Here is a 22,302-nt window from a genome sequence, read left to right on the forward strand (position 1 = left end):
GTGTATACAAAGAGCCTTATGACTCCGAGTATTTGTTAGGCGTCTACCCGTTCACTTTGGTCGGTGGGGTAGGCGCTTTTTTATTTTGTGTTCAGCCCCACTCTCCGGCTTGCACGGGGACGCCGCTTGCGTGGGGGAAGAAACAAGTCACTGAAGGTTAATGGTGGCATCGTAATCTTTGTTGGCATTGTCGTCTTCCATGTCATCGGTGTCGTAATTTGCACTCCACTTAAGTCGGATAGTCTTTAACGATCTAGGATCATCCATTTTTTCTAGTGCCCAAACGACAGTGCCGTCGCGATCTACATCTTTAGAAATTTGCCCGTCAAAATCATCACCACTAAAGTTGGTGCCATCTACTTGCTGACCGTCAGAAGTTACCAATGTGCCCTGACTCGGGTAGATTGAAATATCACGAGTTGTATGAATTTTAAAGTGAGCGGTGACTAACCCCTGATAGGTTTTCTTACTTGCATCCGTGAATGGTTTGACACGATAAACGGTTACCTTGTCAATTCCAACGGTTGTTCCCGCCCAAGAATTATCAGAATAGCTTACGGGGTATGTTGCCTTGCTTAATACAGATACGTCTTGGTAATTGTAAGTAATCTTTTCTGAGCTGTCTGAAGACCCTTTACTACTAGATGTATTTTGTCCTTTAGCAACAGACACCTTATTGCTACTTGAACTGTTGCTATTAGCAGAACTACTGCAACCAGCCAATGCCAACGCAAGCAACGCAACAGACACTAATACTAGCTTCTTCATGATGAATCCCTCCAAAAAATCCAGCTTTTAACGTCGATCAGGGGTTGGACGTAGCATAATCCTTGGCTAAATTAAAAAATTGCGTTGATAGTATGAATTAATTGAAGATGACGCAGTGTCTTCAAGCCAACTTGGTATTGCCAGGTCATTCATAAACTGAAATAGATTCGCTTCATCAGCTTCTATATCTTTAAAGTACATCGGAATGACAATTGAAAGTGCTCGCTTATTGGCATTGCCCTCAGTTCTACTTTTGGAATAAAAGTTTGAATATTTGAATTTCCCACGATCACCGTTTAGAACATGCGAGCATTCGTGTGCTGCTTGAAAAGCCATCTCGTTTGGCTGATACCAGTTTGAGTTTAGAACAATCAGCCTCAATTCAGTGTTGCAAGTTGGTGGTGTTTCGGAGTTGTCAAAGGGTACCATGCTATAGCTGATTTTGTGGTCATATGCATAGTTGAGAACATTAGCCAGCATTTCATTCATGGTTCTTACCCCTTTTCTTGCGATAACTGTCAAGAATGTAACGGAGAGTTTCCATGTCCTCTTCTGGAATAGGCTTACCTTGATACATAAAAAGATTGTCGTCGGCAAGGTCAGGTGGTTTAACTGATGACTTAGGTGAAGGGTTATCCGTATTCCCCAATAGATAGTCCACAGAAACATGAAGAACGTCTGCAACTGCTTGCAGTTTGTCAGCAGAAGGCTTTGTCTTTTTCCAACGATAAATAGCATTTGTTCCTAAGCCAGCCTTTTCGTTTAATTCCCGAAGGCTCATGGCATGTTCTCTTGAAACTTTTTGTATACGTTCAAACAGTGTCATAAAGGCATTTCTCCTCTATGATGGCCAAAAATTAGCAGATATGTTAAAAATGTCCTTGCAAAGTTTAACATATATGCTTATACTTGGTTCATCAAGTAATAAAGCAGTAACTTAATAACCCTTTACCGGATGAGTTTTGGAAGACGATCACTGGTAAAAAAGGATCAGTAGGTTTATTTGCTATGGGTATATTTTAGCATATTTGCTAAATTGTGCAACTTCTTGATTAATTAATTAAATGTAGGAGGTGAGTACATGGTAAACGTGCAACTCAATTGGACTGCTAATCGTAATGACTGGAAAGGCTATTTATTACATTTGAATTTGTCACAGCTCGAAATTGCTAAATTTCTCGGTATCAGTGATCAGGTAATGGCAATTCTGGTTAAGAAGATGACTGACGGCCAGGGATTAACTGCTAATCAAATCGACAAAGACCGTTGGAAGCGAGCTATCGAATACGTCAAATATAAGCAGTCACAGCAAAAGGAGGCCGTCTAGATATGAACGAACTACAGCATTTTGATTTTAAAGGTCAGCAAGTAAGAACGGTAGTTGTTGATAATGAACCAATGTTTGTCGGTAAGGACATTGCAGAAGTGCTGGGATATAGTAAGCCAGCTAACGCAGTAAACAAATATGTACCCGACAAATTCAAAGGGGTCACCAAATTGATGACCCCCGGTGGAAAACAGGATTTCGTTGTTATTGCCGAACCCGGGCTTTATAAATTAGTTTTCAAATCTGATATGCCAAACGCAGATGAATTTACAGATTGGGTAGCAGAGAAAGTTCTCCCATCAATCCGCAAGCATGGTGCCTACATGACGCCTGAAACGATTGAGAAGGCCATCTATAACCCAGACTTCATTATCAATCTGGCAACGCAGCTAAAGGACGAACAAGCCAAAACAGCGGCACTTACGGCTGATAACGAAACAATGAAGCCTAAAGCGTTGTTTGCAGACGCGGTAGCCACAAGTCACACGACTATCTTAGTTGGTGATCTTGCAAAAGTGCTCAAACAGAACGGCGTTGACATTGGTGCCAAGCGGTTGTTCGCCTGGCTGCGTGAGCAAGGCTATCTGATCAAACGGATTGGTGCCGACTATAACTCACCGACACAACGCGCGATGGAGCTAGGCTTGTTCGAGGTCAAGGAAACGGCGATCAGTCACTCGGACGGCCATGTAACAGTTCAGAAGACCCCAAAGGTTACCGGCAAAGGCCAGCAGTATTTTATCAACAAGTTTCTACAAAAGGAGGCTGTCTAAATGAACGGACGCACACAGGAAAAACTAGAAAATGCCGTTACAGAATTTGTTGTTGCTCAACTGAAGAACAAAGGAAAAAGCCCCGAGATGGTGGCAGCCATCGCGGAGCTCATCGGATCACTTAGCAAGAACTAAATACAGTATATCGGCGCCATTAGCTTGGAGCGAATCAGCATGGCCAACAAATGAATAGGTAATTTTATTTTCCAAGTAAATATTGGAAAAGTCTTCAGCTTTAACAACACTTTTATCCATTCCTAGGCAAACCACTGATTCAAAGTCTGGGATTTCTTCCGTGTTGCCATCGCGGAAATGAACAGTTAGATCCATATCAATCACCTCCTTTCGGGTTTCATTATCCGTCAGGAGGCGATCACAGGAAAGGAGGAAATGCCATGCCGCTAACAAAATTAGATATTCGGCCTATCACGCCTCCAGAAAATTGGCGTATGGATCTTGGCGGTAAGACTTGGACCATCACCGATGTTGCCAAAGAGCTACATCGCAAAGTCGATTATGTCAAAGACAACGTGATAAAGCCGAATCGATTGCAACTTGATGCTGAGCACGGAGGTCCTGTGCGCTGGTCAAAAGGACATGGCAGCCCGTATTTAATCAAAGCACGTGAAATGAGTTACTGGATAGACAAAAACTGGCAGCAGATTCAGAAGGGAGGATGGAGCTGATGCTACAAACGGTATTGTATGTTTTGCTCACGCCAACTGCACCGATATGGCGTTACCTGCTATTGGTAGTGACAGGCGTCATCATCGGCACAACGATCGCAAAGGGATGGAGGCAGTGGATTGAATGAAGCAGAACGTACCATTGGTGATTTGCTGAAAGATCACAACAAATTGACGTTAGACATCATTCGCGGCAACCACACACCAATTGCAAAGATGTTGCTTGCCGAGAATAAGAAGTTGCGTGCACGACTAGCAAAACTAAGGGGATGACGTGATGACCAATGAGGAATACGAACGAATTCTAGCCGAAGCGAACCGCCAGATCGCGGCATATCGCAAGGTTGCCACTGACTATAGGCCCGACAATACTGATTTCCACCAAACGTATGCGATGGGTCAAGAAGATGGGGCACACGCAATCCTATTCATTATCAAACAAGCCATGAAAAAAGCCGCTGGCCCGCACGCCAACGACTGATAGAAAGGAAAATATTATATGTCAGTATTATACGACTTAACAGACAAATTGACCAGTTTGCAACGAATGGCAGAAAGTGGCAACGCTGATCCACAAGCGATTGCTGACACGATGGAAATGGTTGATGGTGACTTTGAAGACAAGGCAGTCGGCTATGTCAAGGTTTACAGATCAATTGAAGCAGACGTCAAAGAAATCGACGCTGAAATCAGGCGTTTGCAAGAACGAAAGACAAGTGCCAAGAAAAACGCTGCGACAATCAAATCACGATTGGCGCAAGCGATGGTTGAAACTGGTCGTGAACACATTCATACACCACTGTTCAGCATTTACACACGCAGAACAATGAGCGTGGAAGCACCAGAAGACCCGAATAAGTTGCCACCAGAGTTCATTAAGACAACGTTGATGGTCAACAAAGCTGACTTGAAGAAAGCACTACAAGCTGGCCGCGAGGTACCAAACGCGCGACTGGTTGAGAACATCGGACTGGGGGTGCGGTAGATGATGGTTGATAAAGAGACTTGGCTGGATGTTGACGGATATGAAGGCTTATATAAGGTTAGTAGCCTTGGAAACGTATCGACCACAAGGCGCCAAGGAACAACGGGAAAACCATTGAAACCAATTCTTGAGAACACCGGTTATTTTAGTGTTCGTCTGTGCAAATATGGACACACTAAAAAATACTATGTACATCGATTAGTCGCTGCCGCTTTTCTTGGATTCTATCCATTAATGCAAGTCAATCACAAGAATGAAGTCAGAAATGACAATCGTATTTCCAACTTAGAATGGGTGACACCTAAAAATAATTGCAATTATGGCAACCACAACTCACGAATGGCAGCAACTAATCGGGGCGGTAAAAAATGGGTTATTCAATATGATTTAAAAGGAAACAAAATTAATTGTTACAAAATTTTACATGATGCAGCACTCGCTGTTGGTGGGAATGCAATCAACATCAGCCGAGCGGCACGAGGGACTAGAAACCGGAAAACAGCATATGGATATGTCTGGAGGTATGAATAATGGCAATTGTAAATGGCAAAAAATTGCATCGTTCAAAAAATTGGAAAGTATTGATTTACGGGAAGCCAGGGGTTGGAAAAACCAGCGCTGCAAGAGAACTGAGCGGTAAAACGCTTTTGCTGTCACTAGATAATAGCCATCGTGTTCTTGCTGACTTTGACATTGATGTATGGAAAGATCCAACGCTAGATCCAGATGACGAATCAGCAATGTTTGACCGCATTCATCCCAATGAATCACTAACACGTTTTTTAGAAGAGCATGGAACAAACAAGAATGATTACACGAATTTTGTTATAGACAATGTCTCTTCCCTTGAAAAAGACTGGTTTGTTGAGCAAGGACGCAAAAGCCATAACAAAATTAGCAATGAGATTCAGGACTATGGGATGTGGAGCAACTATTTTTCTAGAATTATGACAACGATATTACTCATTCCAAATGTTAACGTACTAGTAACTGCTTGGGAGAACACACGAGATGTTACGAGCGAAACTGGACAATCGTTCAGCCAGTATGCACCAGCAATTCGTGACAGCGTACGTGACGGACTATTAGGCCTGACGGACGTTGTAGGACGCGTTGTAGTCAATCCCAAGACTGATGGACGTGGCGTCATTCTTGAGGGAACTGATGCAATCTTTGCTAAAAACAGACTAGACAATCGGAAACTGGTGCCAATTAATGAGCTGTTCAATTTTGGAAATCAGGAAAAGCAAAGCAAACAGGAGGACTAAAGCATGGGAATCAAAATGGACTATTCAAAAGCAGCAGAAGGAAACGGCGACATTCAGAACGGTGTATATGAATGTGTTATTAACCGTTTCGGATTTGACAACTACAAAGATCGTGAGTTCATCAAGTTCGACCTAATCGTACGCAATGACGTTCCACAGAAATATCAGAACAAGCATATCTTCGACAACCAGTATCCGAAAAAGGACACCGGAGAGTATGCAATGAGTTACCTGTTCATGATTGGCAAAAATGCTGGCATTCCAGATCACAAAGAATGGAATGATCTTGCCTCAATGCTTCGTGACTTTGCTGGACACGCTGTTAAAGTAACCGTCAAAAACGAAGAGTACAACGGTAAAACCTATCCGCATATCAAGAAGTGGGAGCCAACAGCCTTTCCGCAGATTCAGCATCGTTGGAAAGACAGCAAAGATGCGTCTTCTTCAAATTATAATCCATCTTTCGGCACACCGGCACAAGCGAGCCAAGCCAATACGGCCGATCCATTTGCCAATAGCGGTCAGCCAATCGATGTTAGCGATGATGATCTTCCATTCTGATTTGAGGTGATCACATGGCAGACGGAGGCTGGATAAAAGTATACCGAAAAATACGCCAGTCCTTCGTATGGACTGACGCGAATCAGTTGAAGCTTTGGTTGCTTATTTTGATGAAAGCATCTCATGAGGGTAACCGGTTTTTGTTCAATGGTCAGCAGGTGGACGTGTCCAGCGGACAATTCGTCACGGGGCGCGACGCACTGGCATTTGAGTTCAACGAAGGTGTTAAGCGTGACCATCGGATTGTTGCAAGAACGTTATGGAGATGGATAAAGCAATTTGAAAAAGAGCAAATGTTGTCCATCAAATCAACCCCGCAATACAGCGTCATTACAGTGATTGAGTGGTCAACATATCAAGACGGTGACCATCAAGTGTCCATCGACCGTCCATCAAGTGTCCATCACTTGTCCACAATCAAGAATGCTAAGAATGCTAAGAATGCAAAGAAAGAAGATAGTCAGCAATCACGCAAGCGTGAATATGCTGACGACTCTCCTGAAATGATTGAAGCTGTCTATCTCTGGAAAAAGATCAAAGGCAACAACCCTGAGCATAGAAAACCAAACTTGCAGTCTTGGGCTGATGACATTAGAAAGATGCACGAGTTGGATCATCGACCATTCGATAAGATTCATAAAATGATTGACTGGTGTCAGTTCGATTCATTCTGGCAAACAAACATTCTAAGCGCATCAAAGCTGAGATCGAAGTACGACACCATGGCAGCTCAAGCAAATCGCAAGTTTTCATCTGGCAGACGGATAGAGCACACGGAAACAAAGGAGAACTGGGGATATGGAGTCGACTAAAGGACTATTCACACATGCGGACGTGCAAAGAATCATTGAGAAGCGTGGGATTGACGTTAATACGCTGCCAACTCAGGCCGAGATCGAGCACCGCTTCTACGAACGCTCTATGGCCACTCTGAACCGTAAAAAGGCACGCGCCATTTATCGCTACTCAGTCTTCCCCGGAAACGTTCCGGCTAAGTTTACGTTCGAAAAATGGCAGCCTGAAATGCAGACGGATTTGCAGAAATCAAGAGATCTGGGAAATAGGGCATACAAGTTGGCAAAACAAATGCAAAAAACGCCTGAAACCGTGATTTTATTTGGCCCTCGTGGAACAGGAAAGACATCACTTGCTTTGGCGATGCTGACGAGCATACGAGATGAAGGCCAGTCAGGGCTGTTTATTTCAACAGCAGAGCTGAGTAACCTAATGAGCTTGCAATATGATGCACCAGACGTTCGCAAGCGTTTGGCAGGCATTGAGCGGGCAATGAAAGAGGCTGACGTGCTGTTGTTGGACGACTTCGGGACAGAAGGCGGCATGAAACTCGACATCAAGCCGGTTAGACGCGACATGCAAGAGCTGATGTATCGTGTTGCGAATGCCCGTCTTGATTTTGAGAGCAACAGTCCTCGTCTATCAACAATTGTCACAACGAACAACGAGATGAGCGAGCTTGAGCACATGTACAACAGCAAACTCATCAGTCGAATTATTCCAAAATCAAAAGACTGCACATTAAATTTTGAAAAGCTAACCGACGTAAGGGGGAAAAGATCGTGACAGCAGAAGAAATGACGAATAGATATTTGCAACGCTTGGATAAGCGACTGTGGGCCTACGGAATGTCCTTGAATCAAACAGTAGCGGACATCGAACGTGATTATGACAGTGGTTGCCTAAACGTTACTGAAGCACAGTGGCAAGACATTGTCGTTCTTGTTGAGAGCATTGTTCAGGCAAATACACGCATGATTCATGAAGCGTCAGATAGCATATATGCTGATGGCGAAGTTTCGGAAAGCTTGCTTAAACTGCTTGAGCTTGCCAATCACTTCGCAACACTGGACTTCTCAGAAACGTCATTAATCAAGCAGGGGGCAGAATTATGACACAAGTAACAGTGCGTTTATACAAGCAGGGCGACAAAGTGTGGTGCGACTTCAAGGCTGAATTGCGAAAGCGATACGAAAACGCAGTTAAGCTAGATATCTCAAAAAGCGAAGCATTCTCAAAAATTGAGAAGCAAGAGTTCAATAACCTGATCGTTGTATCCAAACGCGCGATTGTTGATAAACGTGCGGTATCTGGTATTGATGACAGTGACATTTTGAAGACCTCAGTCAACAACGGCCTTAAAAAGATTTCAAAAAAGCGAAAAGAAGCCCGTGCCAAATACGCGCGCGGAATTGCAGAAGCGGCCTCACAATGCGACACACTGACTGACGTTGCAAAACGGATTGGAAAGTCAACAACGTTCGTGAAGCGAGTTGCAAGCGAGTTTGAGATCAAGTTGCCCCGCCGCAACAACGGCCATGAAGAGATCGTGAGTCGTTAGCCATGGTTATCCGCAAGAGACGCAGAGGCAAGTACAATGCGCAGCCAGTCGTAATTGATGGCATTCGATTTGCAAGCAAAGCAGAAGGCGCCTACTACATGCTGATACGCAACAATCCACAGAAAATTACAATGCAGGAACATTTCGAGATTATTTCGGCATTCACGATAAATGGAAAGCGATATTCAGCACGAAGATACACTCCAGATTTCTGCTTTTATAAAAATGGCAAGCTAACGAAAGTGGTAGACGTCAAAGGTGGGAATGCCACACTGACGCGTGATTCTAAGCAGAAAATGTTGCTGTTCATGATCAGGTACAAGATACCAATCACGATTGCTAGATATGACTATCAAACAGGGCTATTCACGGAAGAACAACTTTAAAAACTAAGGAGAAAAAATCATGAATAGCCCAGTAGAATTATGGAAAAAGCACCCAGACATTGACAAAATTGAAGTTAGCTCGTTTGGCAGGGTTCGATCAGTGAAGGGGCACTATTATACGAGTTGCCATGATCATGGCGGCTATCTGCTAGTAGGGTTTCGCATGAATGGAAAACATGTTAGTAAATTAGTTCACCGGCTTGTAGCACAAGCATTCATACCTAATCCGAATAATCTACCGCAGGTCAACCACAAAGACAGCGATAGAACGAACAATAACGTTAGTAATCTTGAATGGTGCAACAACTCTTATAACCAGATATACATGGAGAAATTTGGAATATCAAACACAGAATCACGAGGAAAACCCGTCTTCGCAATCAATTTAACCACTCTAGAAGTATCTCGGTTTCGTTCGCAACATGAAGCTGAACGAGCACTTGGGGTTTACCAAGCAAACATTAACAGCGTTATTAGGGGAAGATACAAGCAGACAGGTGGTTACTGGTTTGTAAATGATGACGGTCATAAAGACGCCCAGATTCAGCAAAAGATCGTTGAAGGCCAGCGAGCGGTTGCCCAGAAACAGGCTGAGGTCGATGCTAAGCAACAGAAAATCAATGATCTTACATCTCAGTTAGAAGCCGTCAAACAGGCAAACAATGACTTATCACAGGCCATCAAAGACGCACAGAGCATCAAGGACTATTCCGATCAGGCTGTGAAGTCAGTCAGCGCGAAATGAGAGGCTAACAAATGTACGTAGTAGCAGGCTTAAACACAGGAACCGAGTATTACCGATCCAAGTATCAATCTCGGTGTATCCGCTGGATAAACGAGAACATGGCCAAGCACAAAAAGGCACACAATACCCGTGGTGATGACATTAAAGTCGATATTCCGGAACCACTGATTATCAAGAAAGTAGAGGACGAAAAATGAAAGTAACGTCAGCATTTGCATTGCCGCATGACCACTACGATTGGAATCAGGGACTGTATCAGTTGGCGATGGTTACGCGTAACTACTTAGTTGACAATGATCATGAAAATTTTCGGAAGTACAATGTCATGCTTTGCAATTACGCACGGGAAATCTTTAAGATTCCTAACTTGATGATTGTTGAATGGGAGCCGTCAAATGACATTGCAGTCATCGTGTTAGATGGTACACCGGATGGTCGTTGTCACACAGCATATGACATTGGCCATCATCTTCCAGAAGAATACAAGGGAGATGACGCGCACTTTAGCATTCCATTAATCCATTCGCAAGAGGAACTTGACGATACGCTGGCACACATTCACAGCATGAACATCTTACACAAGTTGGAGGACGAAAAATGAGCGAAGAAAAACTGTACGCGGTAAAAAACGATGAAGGCGAATGGTTAGATCAAGACCATATTTTCGGGCCAGGAGCATGGGCAACACCAGACAAAGATGAGCGTGAAAAAGTTGCAAAATGTTATGGTGGCCACGTTGTCGCGCTCGTTGAGGAACCTAAAAAGGTAGTCCTAACCGAGGAACAAGCCGAAATCGTTGAAGGTGCTCGTGATTCTGCGTGGCCAGCAAATTATATTTCTGGTAATGGTGCAAATGAGGAATTGCTGATGAACGCTTACGTCAACGGCTACACCGTGGCAAAGGAGAAGAAGTACAACGTCAAGGTGCCACATGCGGAAGGCTGGCATTTTCAGAAGTATTCTAGTGCGTCCAAGCTAGGGGTTCGCAATAACTGGAGACCATTTCCAGCGAAAGACATTGATTCCAATATGAGCAAAGAATTATTCCAGTTCACCGAAGCGGAGATCGAGCATTACGGATTGCAAGACTGCGAAAAAGAAGAGGTGACTGACGATGAGCAATGAAACGAAGCGGGACGTGTTTGAGGCGGCACTAGACGACTGGAAACAAAATTTTATTAGTAGTTTGCCTAGGGACGGGTCATTTGAAGACTGGTCGGAAAGCCTGTCTGATTATAGTGCTCGTTACGCCGGAGCCTTGCCAGATGATCTGCCAGTGATTCCTAAAGAGGTGGGAGAGATATTGCGGTCAGCACACGGGCAAAATAATTTGCTTTGCGTGTTGTACACGGCCAAAAACGGACACAAGGTTAGCGAGACATTGGCATGGATAATTGCTAATCAAAACACATTTGCCCTTGCATGGTTGCTAGGTATCTGGCGCGTTGAGGAAACCGGTGAAATCGTGAAATTGGAGGAAGAAAAATGAGTAAACATTTTGAAGAAATGAGCCAACTGGATAGGATTGATAAAAAAATGAAATTCAAGATTGTGGGCCGCAATGGCGAAACCAAAATCAAGGAATTCAGGTCTCAGTACGAAGCAGATTTATACTGCGAGCGTCTCAACCATGAGCGGTTGGAACGCCTTGGCTTGATTGAGCACCTGAACACACCAGCAATCGAATTTGAGTAGGAGTACATCACCATGAAGACATACACCAAGCGGCGCTGCGGAAGGAAAGCCAGAATGTATTGAGCAATGTGTAACATGGAGAAATCGTGAAATTGGAGGCTGAGAAATGAACATACATGAGCAGTTTAAAGGTGGTTTCACACGTGGATCAGGGATTAATACCGAGGAAATTTTACATGATGATCGTGTCACGAATGAGCATAAACTACAATTCTTGATGTATGATGCTAACTTGTATCCTTGCCCAGACTTAAGTACTTGGAAGCCAAAGGCTAAGCAAGAAGTAATTGACTTTGTAAAAGAACAAGTGGCCAAAGTAAATGCTGATGTTTGGGTTGATGACGTGCAAGTCAAGACATATGAGGTTGAGAAATGAAGAAATACGATGCGGAAAAAGACGTTTCAACTGTTCAAAGCGCACTTAGGAAATATATTCTTGATGACTTCATGGATGGAGATGGCGATAGCGATTTAGAAGACTTGATTGATTCACTTGAAAATAAGCCAAAGTATCTAGTTGAGGGCAAGGACATAGACGCATTTGATCGTCTTTACAATTATAATCAAGCTAAATTTGTTGAGATTATTTCTTCTGAATGGCATGAGGTGGAAGCCTGCAACATTAATGCCTTATTAGACTACTGCCATGAGCAAAAATTTGAACACTACTGTGAAGATAGCGAGGATAAGAAATGAGAATCGGCATTAATCGGTTCATGTCATGGATTGGTTTCACGTTAGCTGTTGTGGCTTCATTCATGCCTGAGAAGCATTTGGCTTATGGCCATTACAAAACGTTTGTTTGCTTGGCACTAGGAGCAATATTGTTTGCGCTTTGGGACATCGCGGATGTAATCAGGGAGGCGCGGGAATGAAACGAGAGATTAAGTTCAGAGCGTGGGATAAGGAAAATGAGTGTTACTTGTATGACATACAAAGAGCATACGACATGCTGAGTGGCTGTGTTAAGTATGACGATGGTGAGGATGCTGTTTATGAAGAAGAATGCTTTGCCGGATTCTTAGATAATGAGCAATATATTATCGAACAGTACACCGGCCTTAAAGACAAGAACGGACGAGAAATCTACGAAGGCGATATTATTGTTACTCACCCTAAAGGAAAATACGAGATTCCTAAGATTGGTGTAGTTCAGTATGGTGATTGTCGCCCCATGTTTCAATACAAATCGGGAGATGGGGAAGAATATAGCATCTGGAGCAATAATGTTTATCGAACATACGAGATCATAGGGAATATCTTTGAGGATAAACAGCTACTGGAGGGGAAACAATGATTGCCGTCATGTTGCTAATCGCAGGTGTTGCAATGTGGATGTGGGCTAACTGGAAAAGAATCAAATGATTGCAAATGAAAAAGCGCACCACGAGGGCACGCCTTTGCTTGATTATCCACAAAATAATTATACCATAAGGGGTGGCACTGGTGATGGAGCTTTTATCAATTAGTGATGACAAGGATAGAGCAGCAGTCGAGGATATACTCAACAAATATCGATCAGAGCGTGGCTTCATGATGGCTCCAATCAATCCAAAGATCACGAGTGCATGGGGAGACGGGACAGCAGCCAGTACGGCCGATCGTCCCTCATATGCGCAAGAAAGACTGGAGAGACAGTCGTCAGCACAAAAGTTTTGCGACTGGTGCGATAGTTGCATTGCCGCAATGCCCAAGCAGTCGCACCAACGCTTACTTAGAATTAGGTACTGTGATGGGCCGGAAACTGAAACCCCTGATGGTACGACCATGGATATACTCGACATTTCGGCAGCAACATACACACGAAGAAAACGGAATGCGCTTTTGGCAGCGGCATGGTACTTTGGAGTTACGCCCAGAAAAAGTAGTGAGCAATGAATGAGCACTAATTGAGCACTAATTGAGCGATAAATGAGTGGTAAACTAAAAACGCAAACCATTATGATTGTATTGTGCCAAGGGAGCGATCCTGAGGCACCGCGTTTTTCCTCCGAGCCATGGTGATGATAAAGCTGTGGCAAGGCGTGGCAAATGGACTGGCTGTGATAGTCAGGCGGGTTCGATTCCCGCATGCCACATTGTCCAGTTTAGCGACCGGACACAGCTTGCGATGACCCCATCTGACACTGGGAGAGCGAGCAGCAACTGACGTTTAGGCGTTAATGGGAACCAGAAATCGCGTTTTCGTGGTACCTGTTATCAGGTTCGATTCCTGACAGTTGCATTGGATCAAGTCTGGTAAACCCTAGGAGTAGGCACCGGACTATGGCACTTCACTTTTCGTGAGGTGCTATTTTTATACATATTTTCGGAGGCGAGTAGATGCAATGGACAGATGAACAAATTAGCGGCATTAGGAAGCTCGCCTCTGAAGGCTTTACCAGACGAGAGACGGCCGACAAGCTCGGGATTAGCTATGACGCGCTTCAGGGCAAAGCAAGACGGCTTGGCATCGAGTTCCAAAAGCCATTGAAGAATGAATACGATTCAGCGAAAACAGATAGAAAGAGCCAACCCGTTGATAGAAAAGTCGCTCTTAATGCTGATGGTAGTCAAACAGTCACGGCCTTAATGAGACTCAAGCATGAGCCAAATAAAGACCCACGAACTTTGATGGAGTTGTGTGGATACGATCCTGATAAGTTCGAGATGGTCTTAGGCGATTACAAAGTGTATGAGCAGCATAGTACCGAAGACGGCACAGTTCCGCAGTACAGCATTCATATTCGCGTAAAGCCGAAACAAGGCTTATCGATAAGTGAAATGGCTGAAGCGTTCAACGACAAAATCATTCCGGTCAATTACGGCATGAAGAAATCGGGCGATCGCAACTTAGTCATCCCATTGCCTGACCTGCATTTTGGCTGGACAACATTCGCCGATCTAAAAGACATGGTGAGTCAACTTAGAGAGATCATCATGGACGGCTACAACGAGATTGTGATCGAGCAATTGGGAGATCTGTTCCATAGTGATCAGATTCATGCAACACAAACGGTTAGAGGGACACAACTAGATCACGCAAACATGCGTCAGGCATTCCATGATGCTGTGAAGTTGTTTGACCAGATTATTCCGCTGGCAATTGAATATAGCAATCGCGTCTCAATCAAGAGCGTGTTCGGTAACCATTCAGGTGATCTCGAATACGCTTTTCTTTATGCGCTGATAGATCGCTATCCACAAGTACACGTTGATCTCAATGACAGCAATTTGGCAACCGACTGGCGCTGTGCATACTTGCTAGGGCATGTTGGCATTATGCTCGCCCACGGAGATGTAGCTAGGGACAAGCTGACAGGGCTTTTTCCATTTGAGTACAAAAAGATATTCAATATGGCGAAAACATACGAACTTCATTCTGGACACTATCATAGCGAGCGGTTTAAAGATGATCGTGGCATTATGTGGCGTCAGCTTGGAACTGCGAAACCAAATGATCCCTATGAGATTAAGAATGGCTTCACCACGGGCAAACATCTGCTGTATGCGTTCGTTTATGATGATGAAAGGCTACGGTGCACTTATGAGCTCAACTGAAATTTGGAAAGATATTGAAGGATTTGAAGGCCTCTACCAAGTTAGCAACATGGGAAGAGTAAGAAGCCTTGACCGCGAAGACATGCGAGGGCATCACGTAAAAGGGAAGGCGCTATCCGAACGCCCAAACAAGGGGTATCTAGGGGTTGCTTTGTACCGAGATGGGAACGCCAAAGGTTACCCAGTTCATCGCCTCATTGCTAAAGCGTTCTTAGATAACCCGAGCAACTTACCTGAAGTCAATCACAAGGACGAAGACAAGACGAACAACGCGACGTCTAACCTCGAGTGGTGCACGCGTCGCTATAATTGCAACTACGGAACCCGCAACGATCGTGTAGGGAAAGCGAGCGGAAAATCAATCTATGTTGTGATGAACTCAGGACATTGCTATTTCTTCCGTAGTGCCACAAAAGCCGCTGAACTCCTTGGGTTAAACACGCAAGCGATATGTAACTGTCTTCACGGTAGATGTAAACATCACCGCGGATTTTCATTCGAGTGGGCGGTGTAAGCTATGTCTGGTATGAATCGAGTAAGTTATGGATACGTTAGCCGCACGGAGCAAGCAATCATCGAAGAATTGTCTAGAGAAGAAAAGAAAATACAAGCAATCATCTACACGAAGCCGCACTGTAAAAAGTGCTGGCGAACAGTATATAAGCTATCACGTGTCATGCCAGTGCAAACCATCACAGCCGACGAGTGTGACATTGAACGGTTCCGGAAACAAGGCTATCGATCGTTTCCCGTTGTAACCGTGTATAAGGCGAATGGCGTACATGACCGCTGGTGTGACTTGCGGGTTGACAAGATCAAACAATACACGGAGGTGATTTAGCATGTGCAATTTTTTATTACTGCTAACACTAATATTCGTGCTTGCTAAGCTATTCGGCTTGATCGCATGGAGTTGGCTGCTAGTATTCGCGCCACTAATAGTGATGATTGCTTTGCTGGCGTTGTTTATCTTATTTGGGATCATCATTAGATTGCATGAGGACTAGTGCATGCGTGTGAAGGTATGCCGCAAGGCTGGATGCAACAATGTAATCCCGTATGATCAAGCAAACCCATACTGCGCTAAGCACGCATCCTTGTATAAGCCTAACCATGCTGATGCCGCAAAGCACGTTAAACGTGACACATCGTACTACGACAAGTACAAGCGCGACAAAGAGTCTGCTGCATTCTATAAGTCTAAGATATGGGAACACACCGCACGTGATGCCAAAGCTCATGCCTACTTCACTTGCGCGTGCTGTGGCAAGACCTATGACAAGCCTGGCTATCTAGTCACTGATCACATCGTGCCTTTGAGAGTTGACAGAAGCAAGTGCTTAGACCATTACAACCTATGGGTGCTGTGCAAAGGCTGTCACTATTGGAAGACACAGCTTGAGGACAAGATATATAAATCACAATCACGAATAGAGAATCTTGACACTGCGACAAAATGGACACGAGAAAAAATATCAGCATGGATTCTCGCTCACAAAAAATAACGGGGGCCCCTATGTAGGTCGCAGGGGACCTCACACACCAGTGTCCATTTGCCGAAAACCCATTTTTTGAAAAATTTCGGCTTTTTAGACTTGAATCCCAATAAATAGCGGTTTCTGATGCTGAAAGGAGGTGTGTTTTTTGCCTGAAAATCAACCAAAATTGACAGTATTGCACTCAAAAAGCTCAAATACCGTGACAGCTGATGACGATGATCTTAAGGAGATCCAGAACACACCGCCAGCTCATCTTGATGACGAAGCAAGCCGACTTTGGAAGGCGATTGTTCCGGAAATAAAGAAAATTGGCTATCTTAAAAAGATAGATCAGCCAGCGCTTGAATTGTATTGCCGTTATTACGCTCTTTACATCAAGTCAGAGCAGCTGATTGAACAGCAAGGGTTGTGGATCTATGACAATGACAATGTTGCTGTTAAACGTTCTCCCGGAGCGATACAGATGGACTCTTGTGTAAAAAACATGAAGTCACTAGGACATGATTTAGGCCTTACGTTTGATTCTGGATTACGTCAGATAACTGTCGAAGAGCCAGAAAAGCCTAAGCAAGATAGCCCATTAAAGGAGGTTGGATTTGGTGCAGACGTTTGATTTTACCGGCGTGCGTGATATCTGTAGCTGCGTAAAGCCATACCAATCGGACTATCAAAAGTTGCTAGATAAGTACCATGATCCAGGGACAAGGTACGCTTATGACGTGATGTTTACGGATAAGTACATGACTGGTAGAGACGTTCAGCTGGCATGTATTCGGCACTTAAACGATTTGCTTAGAATTGGCAATGATGATTTCCCCTACCAATACAGCTCAGACATGGTCAACGCAATTGAATACTTTTCACGGTTGCTGCCCAATCCAGACGACACCTCAAAGAAAATTCAGCCATTCAAATGGCAATCGTTTATCCTTGATAGCTTGATTGGTTGGCGAACCGTTGACAATGGCACCCGATTCACAACTTCCAACATATCTATTGCTCGGCAGCAAGGCAAGACTTGGCTTGCTTCTATCCTGATCAATTTCTACTACTTTGTAGTGTGCTGGAATGCGACATCACAGGACTTGCTGGTGGCCAGCTACGATAGTGAACATGCAACCAAGCTGTTCAATGACGTATCTTTACAGGCAAAGACAATTTTATCTCTGCCGGACTTTGCAGATGATGCAAGAGAGCGAGGCGTGGAAGCTCAAACCACGCAAGTTATTGCAAAAAACACTAAGAACACGATCCGAAAAGGTACCTCACAGGGCGGTGGCTTTGATAGTTTCCACAATGCAATCGCTGTTTATGATGAAATTGGCAACTTAAGGCCGGCCTTGAATGAGACCTTAAAGCAGATTACATCCGGGCAAAATGGCATTAAGAACCGAATGTTTGTCAAGATTTCAACAGCTTATCCTGATATCAAGGTTAAGTTTAAGAATGATGAAGACGTAACTAGGGCTGCCATTGAGCATGACGCCGTTCGAGACGCTGACAACGTTTTTCAAGTAATTTATTCTCAGGACTCGGAGGATGAGGTATTTGAACCCGAAACATGGGCCAAATCAAATCCTAATTTGATTGAGCTGCCTAAAAGCAAACGCGATAACCTTCAAAAGGCTCTTAATCAAGATCGCAACGATAACGAACGTGAGGGAACGCTTGAAACCTTCGTAAATAAGTCATTAAACCTGTGGAGCCGGCGCTTTCAGAACAGCTATCTGTCTCTAGATACCATTCAGCGCAGTATTATCGACCATTTTGATGTGAATGGACGTGATGTGTTCATTGGATTTGACGGATCACAGACCAATGATAATACATCTTTTGGCTTCATTTATCCGTACACTGATCATGACAAACACATGTTTCATGTTCAGCAGCACAGCTTTATTCCCTTCGCACAGGCAAAAACCATTGAAGCCAAGTCGAAACAGGACGGATTAGATTACCTTAAATTGCAAGATAAAGGCTTTGTTGACATCACCAATCTTGCATCAGGCGTAATCAATACCAATCAGGTTTATCAGTGGTTGGTTGATTACGTTAATCAACATCGGCTCAAAGTAAAATTCATTATTGCAGATCCAAACCATGGTGAATGGCTAGAAAAGAAACTGGAGAATTATCAACCGCAGTGGCAATGGTTTCCCTTGCCTCCTACCTCGTTCAAGCTGAATGAGCCTACTAAAGACTTTCAGAATTTGTTTATTAATGGCAACATTTCGATGCTGAACGATCCCCTCCTGATTGATGGGCTGAACAACGCTGTGTTGGTAGAAGATCGCGGCGGTTCGGTCAAGATTGACCGTCAAAATCGCACGAGTGATCATATTGATACGACTGATGCGCTTATTAATGCCCATGCGCAGGCAAAGTTCTATTTTGAAAACTATCATGATGAGGGATATAACCCGTTGAATGATTTGGACGCGCAGGAAAAACGTGACTTTTTCAAGGCAATGTTTGGAGGTGGTAAATAATGGCAAAGATTATTAGCAATTTATTTAGCAATTGGGGCACAGTGATGCTGTTCGTCATTGGCTTAGCACTGATTGCATTGGCGGCATTCACCTTTAATATTGTAATTGGCTATCTAGTTGCGGGTATTGAGACGTGCTTAGCTGCTTATATTTTGGACAAAGAAAGGGGGTGAAGCTAAATGGGACTTCTAACCCCTAAAAATTTCAGCAAACGCAATGCCAAAAATATGGTCTATCCGAGCAATTCTGCTTTTTTCACGACCACGGTTGGCGGCATGCAGCTGTCTTATGTTTCGGCGCTGTCCGCTTTGCAAAATACTAATGTTTATAGCGTAATCAACCGTATTGCGAGCGATGTTGCCTCGGCACACTTCAAAACTGAAAATACTGCGACATTGAACCGACTTGAGAGTCCTAGCGGCTTGATAGGCCGGTTTTCTTTTTGGCAAGGTGCGTTGATGCAACTTTGCTTGTCAGGTAACGACTATATCCCGTTAGTTGGGCAGAATATGGAGCATATTCCTAACTCTGACGTCCAAATTAATTATTTACCAGGCAATATGGGCATTGTTTATACGGTTTTGGAGAGCAATGATCGGCCTCAAATGGTGCTTAGGCAAGACCAAATGCTGCACTTTAGGCTCATGCCAGACCCACAATATCGGTATTTGATTGGTCGATCGCCTTTAGAGAGCTTGCAAAACGCCCTTAATTTGGACGATAAAGCCTCAAAGAGCAACATGAGCGCTATGGAAAATCAGATTAATCCTGCCGGTCAGCTAAAAATAAGTAACTATTTAAGCGATGGTAAAGACTTAGAATCGGCTCGTGAAGAGTTTGAAAAGGCGAACACCGGTGATAACTCCGGTCGCTTGATGGTTTTACCCGATGGGTTCGATTACACCCAGCTTGAAATGAAGACTGACGTTTTTAAGGCCTTGGCTGACAATTCAGCATACTCTGCTGATCAAATCTCCAAGGCCTTTGGTGTGCCCAGCGACATTTTGGGTGGTGGCACATCGACTGAAAGCCAACATTCCAACATTGACCAAATCAAGGCAACATATCTGGCAAACTTAAACTCATATGTTAATCCGATCCTGGATGAGTTGCGCTTGAAGATGAACGCACCTGACCTCGAATTGGATATCAAAGATATGTTGGATGTTGATGATTCGGCGCTTATCAACCAGGTATCAAATCTTGCTAAAGCTGGGGTGCTAGGTGCAGAACAGGCACAATTTATACTCACCCGATCTGGTTTTTTGCCAGATAACTTGCCGGAGTTCAAACCACTTACTAACCAAACGAAGGGAGGTGATGACAAGTGATTATTCCTGTTAAGGGCTACATTACAAGCGATGATTCTGCCCCTATTTATCGTGATTGGTTAGGAATGACTGTAACATCTCCATCCGATATTGTTCAATCACTTCCAAATGACGGGTCTGATGTTGTATTAGAAATCGCGTCAGATGGCGGGGAAGTTGACCCAGCTACAGAAGTATGCAACGCACTGCGTGATTATAAAGGCAATGTAACGGCAAAGATCGTATCAAACGCATACTCTGCTGCAACAATTGTTGCTATGGGGGCCAATAAGGTTCAGATGGCGCCAGGTGCCAAGATGATGATTCATCGAGCATCAAGTGATGCTAGTGGCAATTCGCACGAGATGGATGCCGCTTCTGGCATGCTACAAACCACCGATAGCGCAATTGCAAACCTGTACTCTGCAAAGACGGGCAAGCCTGCCAATGACTTTTTGGCATTGATGGACAAAGAAACTTGGCTCGACGCAGACGATGCAATCAATCTGGGCCTAGCCGATGAAAAGCTAGACTTCGATACGCCAATTGTAAATGCGGTGGGCCCGATTATTTCGCATCAAGCAGTTCAACGAATTAAGAATCTGAAAGATGAAAATGAAAAGCTACGTAGTCAACTTCCAAAGCAGAACGATCTGCTAACCAAGAAGCTGGCTATTTTTTATGACAAAAAGGAGGTCCAATAATGGACAAATTACAAACGCTTTTTAATGAAGTTAGCGCCAAGTGTGCCGACCTAAATGCTCAACTCAACGCCAAGTTACAAGACGAAAACGCTTCGGTTGACGATTTTCAAAAGATCAAGGATGACTTGACCGCTGCGAAGGCACGCCGGGACGCTATTAACGATCAGATTAAAGCACTTGAAGCTGAAAACAAGGATGATTCTAACTCTGAAAAACCAAACGACAAGGCTAATCCGAATGGTACCGACTTAAAGAAAAAGCCAATTGACGCCAAGAAGAAAGCTATCAACGACTTTATCCATAGTCATGGCAAGGTAATTGATGCTGCAGCCGGCCACGTCACTTCGACCGAAGCAGGCGTGCTGATTCCGGAAGAAATCATCTATGACCCTAACGCAGAAGTAAATTCGGTTGTGGATCTTTCCACTCTGGTCACCAAGACACCGGTTACCACTCCTAAGGGCACGTACCCTATTTTGAAACGGGCAACCGATCGTTTTTCTAGCGTGGCAGAACTGGCTGAGAATCCGGCACTTGCTGAACCGAATTTCACTCAAGTAGATTGGTCAGTCACTACGTATCGTGGCTCAATCCCACTTTCGGAAGAGGCTATTGCCGATTCACAAGTCGATTTGACTGCGCTTGTTGGTCAATCTATTAAGGAAAAGTCTGTTAATACTTACAACGCGATGATTGCGCCAGTATTGCAGTCATTTGCAGCTAAAGCAACGACAACTGATACTTTGGTAGACAGTCTTAAGCACATCCTGAATGTTGATCTTGACCCGGCATATAGCCGTGCGCTTGTGGTTACTCAGTCTTTGTTCAACACGCTTGACACTTTAAAGGATAAGAACGGCCGCTACTTGCTTCATGACGCCTCCGATTCTATTACTGACGGAACTGCAAAGGGCACGATTCTTGGTGTTCCCGTATATGTTGTTGGTGATACTCTTCTCGGCTCTCTTGCCGGTGATCAAAAGGCATTCGTTGGTGACTTGAAGCGTGGTGTCCTGTTTACGGATCGTCAACAGGTGACGCTTGCATGGATTGACAACAGCATTTGGGGCCAATATCTTGGTGCCGCATTCCGGTTTGGCGTCCAAAAGGCCGATAGCAATGCCGGATATTTTGTAACCAACACAGATGCTGCATCCGGTTCAACTTCAGGTACTGGTAAGTAATACGATTTCAGTCGCCTAAGAAATAA

Annotated in this window: 37 protein-coding genes and 2 pseudogenes; 35 read left to right on the top strand and 4 right to left on the bottom strand. The window is 44.1% G+C overall.

What is annotated here, in order from left to right; all coding sequences use genetic code 11:
* Positions 1 to 147: 147 nt before the first annotated feature.
* From LBCZ_RS03310 to LBCZ_RS03320, 3 genes are all read right to left on the bottom strand, one after another.
* Positions 148 to 768 carry a hypothetical protein gene (locus tag LBCZ_RS03310; RefSeq protein ID WP_021354153.1) on the bottom strand — a complete coding sequence of 207 codons (621 nt, stop codon included), beginning with the start codon at positions 766 to 768 and terminating at the stop codon, positions 148 to 150.
* Positions 769 to 834: 66 nt separating this feature from the next.
* Positions 835 to 1,257 (bottom strand): ImmA/IrrE family metallo-endopeptidase, encoded by a 423-nt coding sequence (locus LBCZ_RS03315; RefSeq protein ID WP_025013977.1) that lies wholly within the window; start codon positions 1,255 to 1,257, stop codon positions 835 to 837.
* The gene (locus LBCZ_RS03320; protein WP_025013976.1) at positions 1,250 to 1,594 is read right to left on the bottom strand and encodes a helix-turn-helix domain-containing protein; all 345 of its coding nucleotides are present in this window, start codon (positions 1,592 to 1,594) and stop codon (positions 1,250 to 1,252) included. Before LBCZ_RS03320 ends, LBCZ_RS03315 begins: the two co-directional genes overlap by 8 nt.
* A 255-nt stretch (positions 1,595 to 1,849) precedes the next feature.
* Between LBCZ_RS03320 and LBCZ_RS03325 the strand changes: the two genes are divergently transcribed.
* From LBCZ_RS03325 to LBCZ_RS16550, 3 genes are read left to right on the top strand one after another with little or no spacing between them, the layout of a single operon-like run.
* Positions 1,850 to 2,095, top strand: a complete 246-nt coding sequence (locus tag LBCZ_RS03325) for a hypothetical protein (RefSeq protein ID WP_025013975.1) — start codon at positions 1,850 to 1,852, stop codon at positions 2,093 to 2,095.
* A 2-nt stretch (positions 2,096 to 2,097) separates the two neighbouring features.
* Positions 2,098 to 2,868 carry a phage antirepressor gene (locus LBCZ_RS03330; protein WP_039639497.1) on the top strand — a complete coding sequence of 257 codons (771 nt, stop codon included), beginning with the start codon at positions 2,098 to 2,100 and terminating at the stop codon, positions 2,866 to 2,868.
* Complete coding sequence (locus tag LBCZ_RS16550; RefSeq protein ID WP_263854301.1) at positions 2,869 to 3,003, top strand: hypothetical protein; 135 nt, start codon at positions 2,869 to 2,871, stop codon at positions 3,001 to 3,003.
* On the opposite strand, the gene LBCZ_RS03335 is transcribed toward LBCZ_RS16550, so the two are convergent.
* Complete coding sequence (locus tag LBCZ_RS03335; RefSeq protein ID WP_025014042.1) at positions 2,986 to 3,198, bottom strand: hypothetical protein; 213 nt, start codon at positions 3,196 to 3,198, stop codon at positions 2,986 to 2,988. The genes LBCZ_RS16550 and LBCZ_RS03335 overlap by 18 nt on opposite strands.
* A gap of 65 nt (positions 3,199 to 3,263) precedes the next feature.
* Here LBCZ_RS03335 and LBCZ_RS03340 point away from each other — a divergent pair, with 65 nt between their 5' ends.
* The 32 genes and pseudogenes from LBCZ_RS03340 to LBCZ_RS03490 all read left to right on the top strand — a co-directional run bounded on the left by LBCZ_RS03340 (position 3,264) and on the right by LBCZ_RS03490 (position 22,276).
* On the top strand, positions 3,264 to 3,554 hold the full coding sequence (locus LBCZ_RS03340) for a DUF771 domain-containing protein (RefSeq protein WP_003596708.1): 291 nt from the start codon (positions 3,264 to 3,266) through the stop codon (positions 3,552 to 3,554).
* Entirely contained in the window at positions 3,554 to 3,682 is a 129-nt protein-coding gene (locus tag LBCZ_RS16555; protein WP_263853179.1) for a hypothetical protein, read from the top strand. The genes LBCZ_RS03340 and LBCZ_RS16555 overlap by 1 nt, the downstream gene beginning before the upstream one ends.
* Positions 3,675 to 3,827 (top strand): hypothetical protein, encoded by a 153-nt coding sequence (locus tag LBCZ_RS16045; protein ID WP_164476271.1) that lies wholly within the window; start codon positions 3,675 to 3,677, stop codon positions 3,825 to 3,827. The genes LBCZ_RS16555 and LBCZ_RS16045 overlap by 8 nt, the downstream gene beginning before the upstream one ends.
* A gap of 4 nt (positions 3,828 to 3,831) precedes the next feature.
* Positions 3,832 to 4,035, top strand: a complete 204-nt coding sequence (locus tag LBCZ_RS03345; RefSeq protein WP_039639494.1) for a hypothetical protein — start codon at positions 3,832 to 3,834, stop codon at positions 4,033 to 4,035.
* A gap of 18 nt (positions 4,036 to 4,053) precedes the next feature.
* Positions 4,054 to 4,539, top strand: coding sequence for a siphovirus Gp157 family protein (locus LBCZ_RS03350; protein ID WP_025014062.1), 486 nt, complete (start codon positions 4,054 to 4,056; stop codon positions 4,537 to 4,539).
* A complete protein-coding gene (locus tag LBCZ_RS03355) occupies positions 4,540 to 5,070 on the top strand; it encodes an NUMOD4 domain-containing protein (RefSeq protein WP_225421724.1) in 531 nt (176 codons plus the stop codon).
* Positions 5,067 to 5,807, top strand: a complete 741-nt coding sequence (locus tag LBCZ_RS03360; protein WP_404820098.1) for an AAA family ATPase — start codon at positions 5,067 to 5,069, stop codon at positions 5,805 to 5,807. Before LBCZ_RS03355 ends, LBCZ_RS03360 begins: the two co-directional genes overlap by 4 nt.
* A gap of 3 nt (positions 5,808 to 5,810) precedes the next feature.
* Positions 5,811 to 6,368 carry a DUF669 domain-containing protein gene (locus LBCZ_RS03365; protein WP_025014011.1) on the top strand — a complete coding sequence of 186 codons (558 nt, stop codon included), beginning with the start codon at positions 5,811 to 5,813 and terminating at the stop codon, positions 6,366 to 6,368.
* Positions 6,369 to 6,382: 14 nt separating this feature from the next.
* Complete coding sequence (locus tag LBCZ_RS03370; RefSeq protein WP_039639492.1) at positions 6,383 to 7,180, top strand: hypothetical protein; 798 nt, start codon at positions 6,383 to 6,385, stop codon at positions 7,178 to 7,180.
* Positions 7,167 to 7,949, top strand: coding sequence for an ATP-binding protein (locus tag LBCZ_RS03375; RefSeq protein ID WP_039639490.1), 783 nt, complete (start codon positions 7,167 to 7,169; stop codon positions 7,947 to 7,949). Before LBCZ_RS03370 ends, LBCZ_RS03375 begins: the two co-directional genes overlap by 14 nt.
* On the top strand, positions 7,946 to 8,278 hold the full coding sequence (locus tag LBCZ_RS03380; protein ID WP_025013941.1) for a hypothetical protein: 333 nt from the start codon (positions 7,946 to 7,948) through the stop codon (positions 8,276 to 8,278). The genes LBCZ_RS03375 and LBCZ_RS03380 overlap by 4 nt, the downstream gene beginning before the upstream one ends.
* Positions 8,275 to 8,724, top strand: a complete 450-nt coding sequence (locus tag LBCZ_RS03385; RefSeq protein WP_015975076.1) for a hypothetical protein — start codon at positions 8,275 to 8,277, stop codon at positions 8,722 to 8,724. Before LBCZ_RS03380 ends, LBCZ_RS03385 begins: the two co-directional genes overlap by 4 nt.
* A 2-nt stretch (positions 8,725 to 8,726) precedes the next feature.
* On the top strand, positions 8,727 to 9,110 hold the full coding sequence (locus LBCZ_RS03390; RefSeq protein WP_015975077.1) for a DUF1064 domain-containing protein: 384 nt from the start codon (positions 8,727 to 8,729) through the stop codon (positions 9,108 to 9,110).
* 163 nt (positions 9,111 to 9,273) lie between these two features.
* Positions 9,274 to 9,609, top strand: a pseudogene (locus LBCZ_RS16680) (HNH endonuclease); the annotation flags it as partial.
* Between the two features lie 15 nt (positions 9,610 to 9,624).
* Positions 9,625 to 9,855: pseudogene (locus LBCZ_RS16305) on the top strand (HNH endonuclease); the annotation flags it as partial.
* 11 nt (positions 9,856 to 9,866) lie between these two features.
* A complete protein-coding gene (locus LBCZ_RS03400) occupies positions 9,867 to 10,052 on the top strand; it encodes a hypothetical protein (RefSeq protein ID WP_015975079.1) in 186 nt (61 codons plus the stop codon).
* Positions 10,049 to 10,456 carry a hypothetical protein gene (locus LBCZ_RS03405; RefSeq protein WP_015975080.1) on the top strand — a complete coding sequence of 136 codons (408 nt, stop codon included), beginning with the start codon at positions 10,049 to 10,051 and terminating at the stop codon, positions 10,454 to 10,456. The genes LBCZ_RS03400 and LBCZ_RS03405 overlap by 4 nt, the downstream gene beginning before the upstream one ends.
* Entirely contained in the window at positions 10,453 to 10,980 is a 528-nt protein-coding gene (locus LBCZ_RS03410; protein WP_015975081.1) for a DUF1642 domain-containing protein, read from the top strand. The genes LBCZ_RS03405 and LBCZ_RS03410 overlap by 4 nt, the downstream gene beginning before the upstream one ends.
* Positions 10,970 to 11,344: a hypothetical protein gene (locus tag LBCZ_RS03415; protein ID WP_025013942.1), complete on the top strand. Its 375-nt coding sequence runs from the start codon at positions 10,970 to 10,972 to the stop codon at positions 11,342 to 11,344. Before LBCZ_RS03410 ends, LBCZ_RS03415 begins: the two co-directional genes overlap by 11 nt.
* A complete protein-coding gene (locus LBCZ_RS03420; protein WP_025013943.1) occupies positions 11,341 to 11,550 on the top strand; it encodes a hypothetical protein in 210 nt (69 codons plus the stop codon). The genes LBCZ_RS03415 and LBCZ_RS03420 overlap by 4 nt, the downstream gene beginning before the upstream one ends.
* Positions 11,551 to 11,656: 106 nt before the next feature.
* Entirely contained in the window at positions 11,657 to 11,926 is a 270-nt protein-coding gene (locus LBCZ_RS03425) for a hypothetical protein (RefSeq protein WP_025013944.1), read from the top strand.
* The gene (locus LBCZ_RS03430) at positions 11,923 to 12,246 is read left to right on the top strand and encodes a hypothetical protein (protein WP_039639486.1); all 324 of its coding nucleotides are present in this window, start codon (positions 11,923 to 11,925) and stop codon (positions 12,244 to 12,246) included. The genes LBCZ_RS03425 and LBCZ_RS03430 overlap by 4 nt, the downstream gene beginning before the upstream one ends.
* A 175-nt stretch (positions 12,247 to 12,421) precedes the next feature.
* Positions 12,422 to 12,847: a YopX family protein gene (locus tag LBCZ_RS03440; RefSeq protein ID WP_025014026.1), complete on the top strand. Its 426-nt coding sequence runs from the start codon at positions 12,422 to 12,424 to the stop codon at positions 12,845 to 12,847.
* Between the two features lie 1,025 nt (positions 12,848 to 13,872).
* A complete protein-coding gene (locus LBCZ_RS03450; protein ID WP_039639481.1) occupies positions 13,873 to 15,090 on the top strand; it encodes a GcrA family cell cycle regulator in 1,218 nt (405 codons plus the stop codon).
* Positions 15,077 to 15,604, top strand: coding sequence for an NUMOD4 domain-containing protein (locus LBCZ_RS03455; RefSeq protein ID WP_025014036.1), 528 nt, complete (start codon positions 15,077 to 15,079; stop codon positions 15,602 to 15,604). Before LBCZ_RS03450 ends, LBCZ_RS03455 begins: the two co-directional genes overlap by 14 nt.
* 3 nt (positions 15,605 to 15,607) lie before the next feature.
* On the top strand, positions 15,608 to 15,931 hold the full coding sequence (locus LBCZ_RS03460) for a thioredoxin domain-containing protein (RefSeq protein WP_015975095.1): 324 nt from the start codon (positions 15,608 to 15,610) through the stop codon (positions 15,929 to 15,931).
* Between the two features lie 794 nt (positions 15,932 to 16,725).
* A complete protein-coding gene (locus LBCZ_RS03470; RefSeq protein ID WP_225423314.1) occupies positions 16,726 to 17,202 on the top strand; it encodes a phage terminase small subunit P27 family in 477 nt (158 codons plus the stop codon).
* Positions 17,189 to 19,078 (top strand): terminase TerL endonuclease subunit, encoded by a 1,890-nt coding sequence (locus LBCZ_RS03475; protein WP_039639477.1) that lies wholly within the window; start codon positions 17,189 to 17,191, stop codon positions 19,076 to 19,078. The genes LBCZ_RS03470 and LBCZ_RS03475 overlap by 14 nt, the downstream gene beginning before the upstream one ends.
* Positions 19,078 to 19,251, top strand: a complete 174-nt coding sequence (locus LBCZ_RS16050) for a hypothetical protein (protein ID WP_164476273.1) — start codon at positions 19,078 to 19,080, stop codon at positions 19,249 to 19,251. Before LBCZ_RS03475 ends, LBCZ_RS16050 begins: the two co-directional genes overlap by 1 nt.
* Positions 19,252 to 19,257: 6 nt before the next feature.
* On the top strand, positions 19,258 to 20,409 hold the full coding sequence (locus tag LBCZ_RS03480) for a phage portal protein (RefSeq protein ID WP_025013900.1): 1,152 nt from the start codon (positions 19,258 to 19,260) through the stop codon (positions 20,407 to 20,409).
* A complete protein-coding gene (locus LBCZ_RS03485; RefSeq protein ID WP_025013899.1) occupies positions 20,406 to 21,092 on the top strand; it encodes a head maturation protease, ClpP-related in 687 nt (228 codons plus the stop codon). Before LBCZ_RS03480 ends, LBCZ_RS03485 begins: the two co-directional genes overlap by 4 nt.
* Complete coding sequence (locus LBCZ_RS03490; protein WP_039639475.1) at positions 21,092 to 22,276, top strand: phage major capsid protein; 1,185 nt, start codon at positions 21,092 to 21,094, stop codon at positions 22,274 to 22,276. The genes LBCZ_RS03485 and LBCZ_RS03490 overlap by 1 nt, the downstream gene beginning before the upstream one ends.
* Positions 22,277 to 22,302: the final 26 nt, after the last annotated feature.

The sequence above is a fragment of the Lacticaseibacillus casei DSM 20011 = JCM 1134 = ATCC 393 genome, from assembly GCF_000829055.1.
GTDB lineage: Bacteria > Bacillota > Bacilli > Lactobacillales > Lactobacillaceae > Lacticaseibacillus > Lacticaseibacillus casei.

Excerpts from the sequence above, each read along its gene's own strand:
- LBCZ_RS03310 (WP_021354153.1), bottom strand. The coding sequence starts at position 768 with ATGAAGAAGCTAGTATTAGTGTCTGTTGCGTTGCTTGCGTTGGCATTG.
- LBCZ_RS03315 (WP_025013977.1), bottom strand. The coding sequence starts at position 1,257 with ATGAATGAAATGCTGGCTAATGTTCTCAACTATGCATATGACCACAAA.
- LBCZ_RS03320 (WP_025013976.1), bottom strand. The coding sequence starts at position 1,594 with ATGACACTGTTTGAACGTATACAAAAAGTTTCAAGAGAACATGCCATG.
- LBCZ_RS03325 (WP_025013975.1), top strand. The coding sequence starts at position 1,850 with ATGGTAAACGTGCAACTCAATTGGACTGCTAATCGTAATGACTGGAAA.
- LBCZ_RS03330 (WP_039639497.1), top strand. The coding sequence starts at position 2,098 with ATGAACGAACTACAGCATTTTGATTTTAAAGGTCAGCAAGTAAGAACG.
- LBCZ_RS16550 (WP_263854301.1), top strand. The coding sequence starts at position 2,869 with ATGAACGGACGCACACAGGAAAAACTAGAAAATGCCGTTACAGAATTT.
- LBCZ_RS03335 (WP_025014042.1), bottom strand. The coding sequence starts at position 3,198 with ATGGATCTAACTGTTCATTTCCGCGATGGCAACACGGAAGAAATCCCA.
- LBCZ_RS03340 (WP_003596708.1), top strand. The coding sequence starts at position 3,264 with ATGCCGCTAACAAAATTAGATATTCGGCCTATCACGCCTCCAGAAAAT.
- LBCZ_RS16555 (WP_263853179.1), top strand. The coding sequence starts at position 3,554 with ATGCTACAAACGGTATTGTATGTTTTGCTCACGCCAACTGCACCGATA.
- LBCZ_RS03345 (WP_039639494.1), top strand. The coding sequence starts at position 3,832 with ATGACCAATGAGGAATACGAACGAATTCTAGCCGAAGCGAACCGCCAG.
- LBCZ_RS03350 (WP_025014062.1), top strand. The coding sequence starts at position 4,054 with ATGTCAGTATTATACGACTTAACAGACAAATTGACCAGTTTGCAACGA.
- LBCZ_RS03355 (WP_225421724.1), top strand. The coding sequence starts at position 4,540 with ATGATGGTTGATAAAGAGACTTGGCTGGATGTTGACGGATATGAAGGC.
- LBCZ_RS03365 (WP_025014011.1), top strand. The coding sequence starts at position 5,811 with ATGGGAATCAAAATGGACTATTCAAAAGCAGCAGAAGGAAACGGCGAC.
- LBCZ_RS03370 (WP_039639492.1), top strand. The coding sequence starts at position 6,383 with ATGGCAGACGGAGGCTGGATAAAAGTATACCGAAAAATACGCCAGTCC.
- LBCZ_RS03375 (WP_039639490.1), top strand. The coding sequence starts at position 7,167 with ATGGAGTCGACTAAAGGACTATTCACACATGCGGACGTGCAAAGAATC.
- LBCZ_RS03385 (WP_015975076.1), top strand. The coding sequence starts at position 8,275 with ATGACACAAGTAACAGTGCGTTTATACAAGCAGGGCGACAAAGTGTGG.
- LBCZ_RS03390 (WP_015975077.1), top strand. The coding sequence starts at position 8,727 with ATGGTTATCCGCAAGAGACGCAGAGGCAAGTACAATGCGCAGCCAGTC.
- LBCZ_RS03400 (WP_015975079.1), top strand. The coding sequence starts at position 9,867 with ATGTACGTAGTAGCAGGCTTAAACACAGGAACCGAGTATTACCGATCC.
- LBCZ_RS03405 (WP_015975080.1), top strand. The coding sequence starts at position 10,049 with ATGAAAGTAACGTCAGCATTTGCATTGCCGCATGACCACTACGATTGG.
- LBCZ_RS03410 (WP_015975081.1), top strand. The coding sequence starts at position 10,453 with ATGAGCGAAGAAAAACTGTACGCGGTAAAAAACGATGAAGGCGAATGG.
- LBCZ_RS03415 (WP_025013942.1), top strand. The coding sequence starts at position 10,970 with ATGAGCAATGAAACGAAGCGGGACGTGTTTGAGGCGGCACTAGACGAC.
- LBCZ_RS03420 (WP_025013943.1), top strand. The coding sequence starts at position 11,341 with ATGAGTAAACATTTTGAAGAAATGAGCCAACTGGATAGGATTGATAAA.
- LBCZ_RS03425 (WP_025013944.1), top strand. The coding sequence starts at position 11,657 with ATGAACATACATGAGCAGTTTAAAGGTGGTTTCACACGTGGATCAGGG.
- LBCZ_RS03430 (WP_039639486.1), top strand. The coding sequence starts at position 11,923 with ATGAAGAAATACGATGCGGAAAAAGACGTTTCAACTGTTCAAAGCGCA.
- LBCZ_RS03440 (WP_025014026.1), top strand. The coding sequence starts at position 12,422 with ATGAAACGAGAGATTAAGTTCAGAGCGTGGGATAAGGAAAATGAGTGT.
- LBCZ_RS03450 (WP_039639481.1), top strand. The coding sequence starts at position 13,873 with ATGCAATGGACAGATGAACAAATTAGCGGCATTAGGAAGCTCGCCTCT.
- LBCZ_RS03455 (WP_025014036.1), top strand. The coding sequence starts at position 15,077 with ATGAGCTCAACTGAAATTTGGAAAGATATTGAAGGATTTGAAGGCCTC.
- LBCZ_RS03460 (WP_015975095.1), top strand. The coding sequence starts at position 15,608 with ATGTCTGGTATGAATCGAGTAAGTTATGGATACGTTAGCCGCACGGAG.
- LBCZ_RS16050 (WP_164476273.1), top strand. The coding sequence starts at position 19,078 with ATGGCAAAGATTATTAGCAATTTATTTAGCAATTGGGGCACAGTGATG.
- LBCZ_RS03480 (WP_025013900.1), top strand. The coding sequence starts at position 19,258 with ATGGGACTTCTAACCCCTAAAAATTTCAGCAAACGCAATGCCAAAAAT.
- LBCZ_RS03490 (WP_039639475.1), top strand. The coding sequence starts at position 21,092 with ATGGACAAATTACAAACGCTTTTTAATGAAGTTAGCGCCAAGTGTGCC.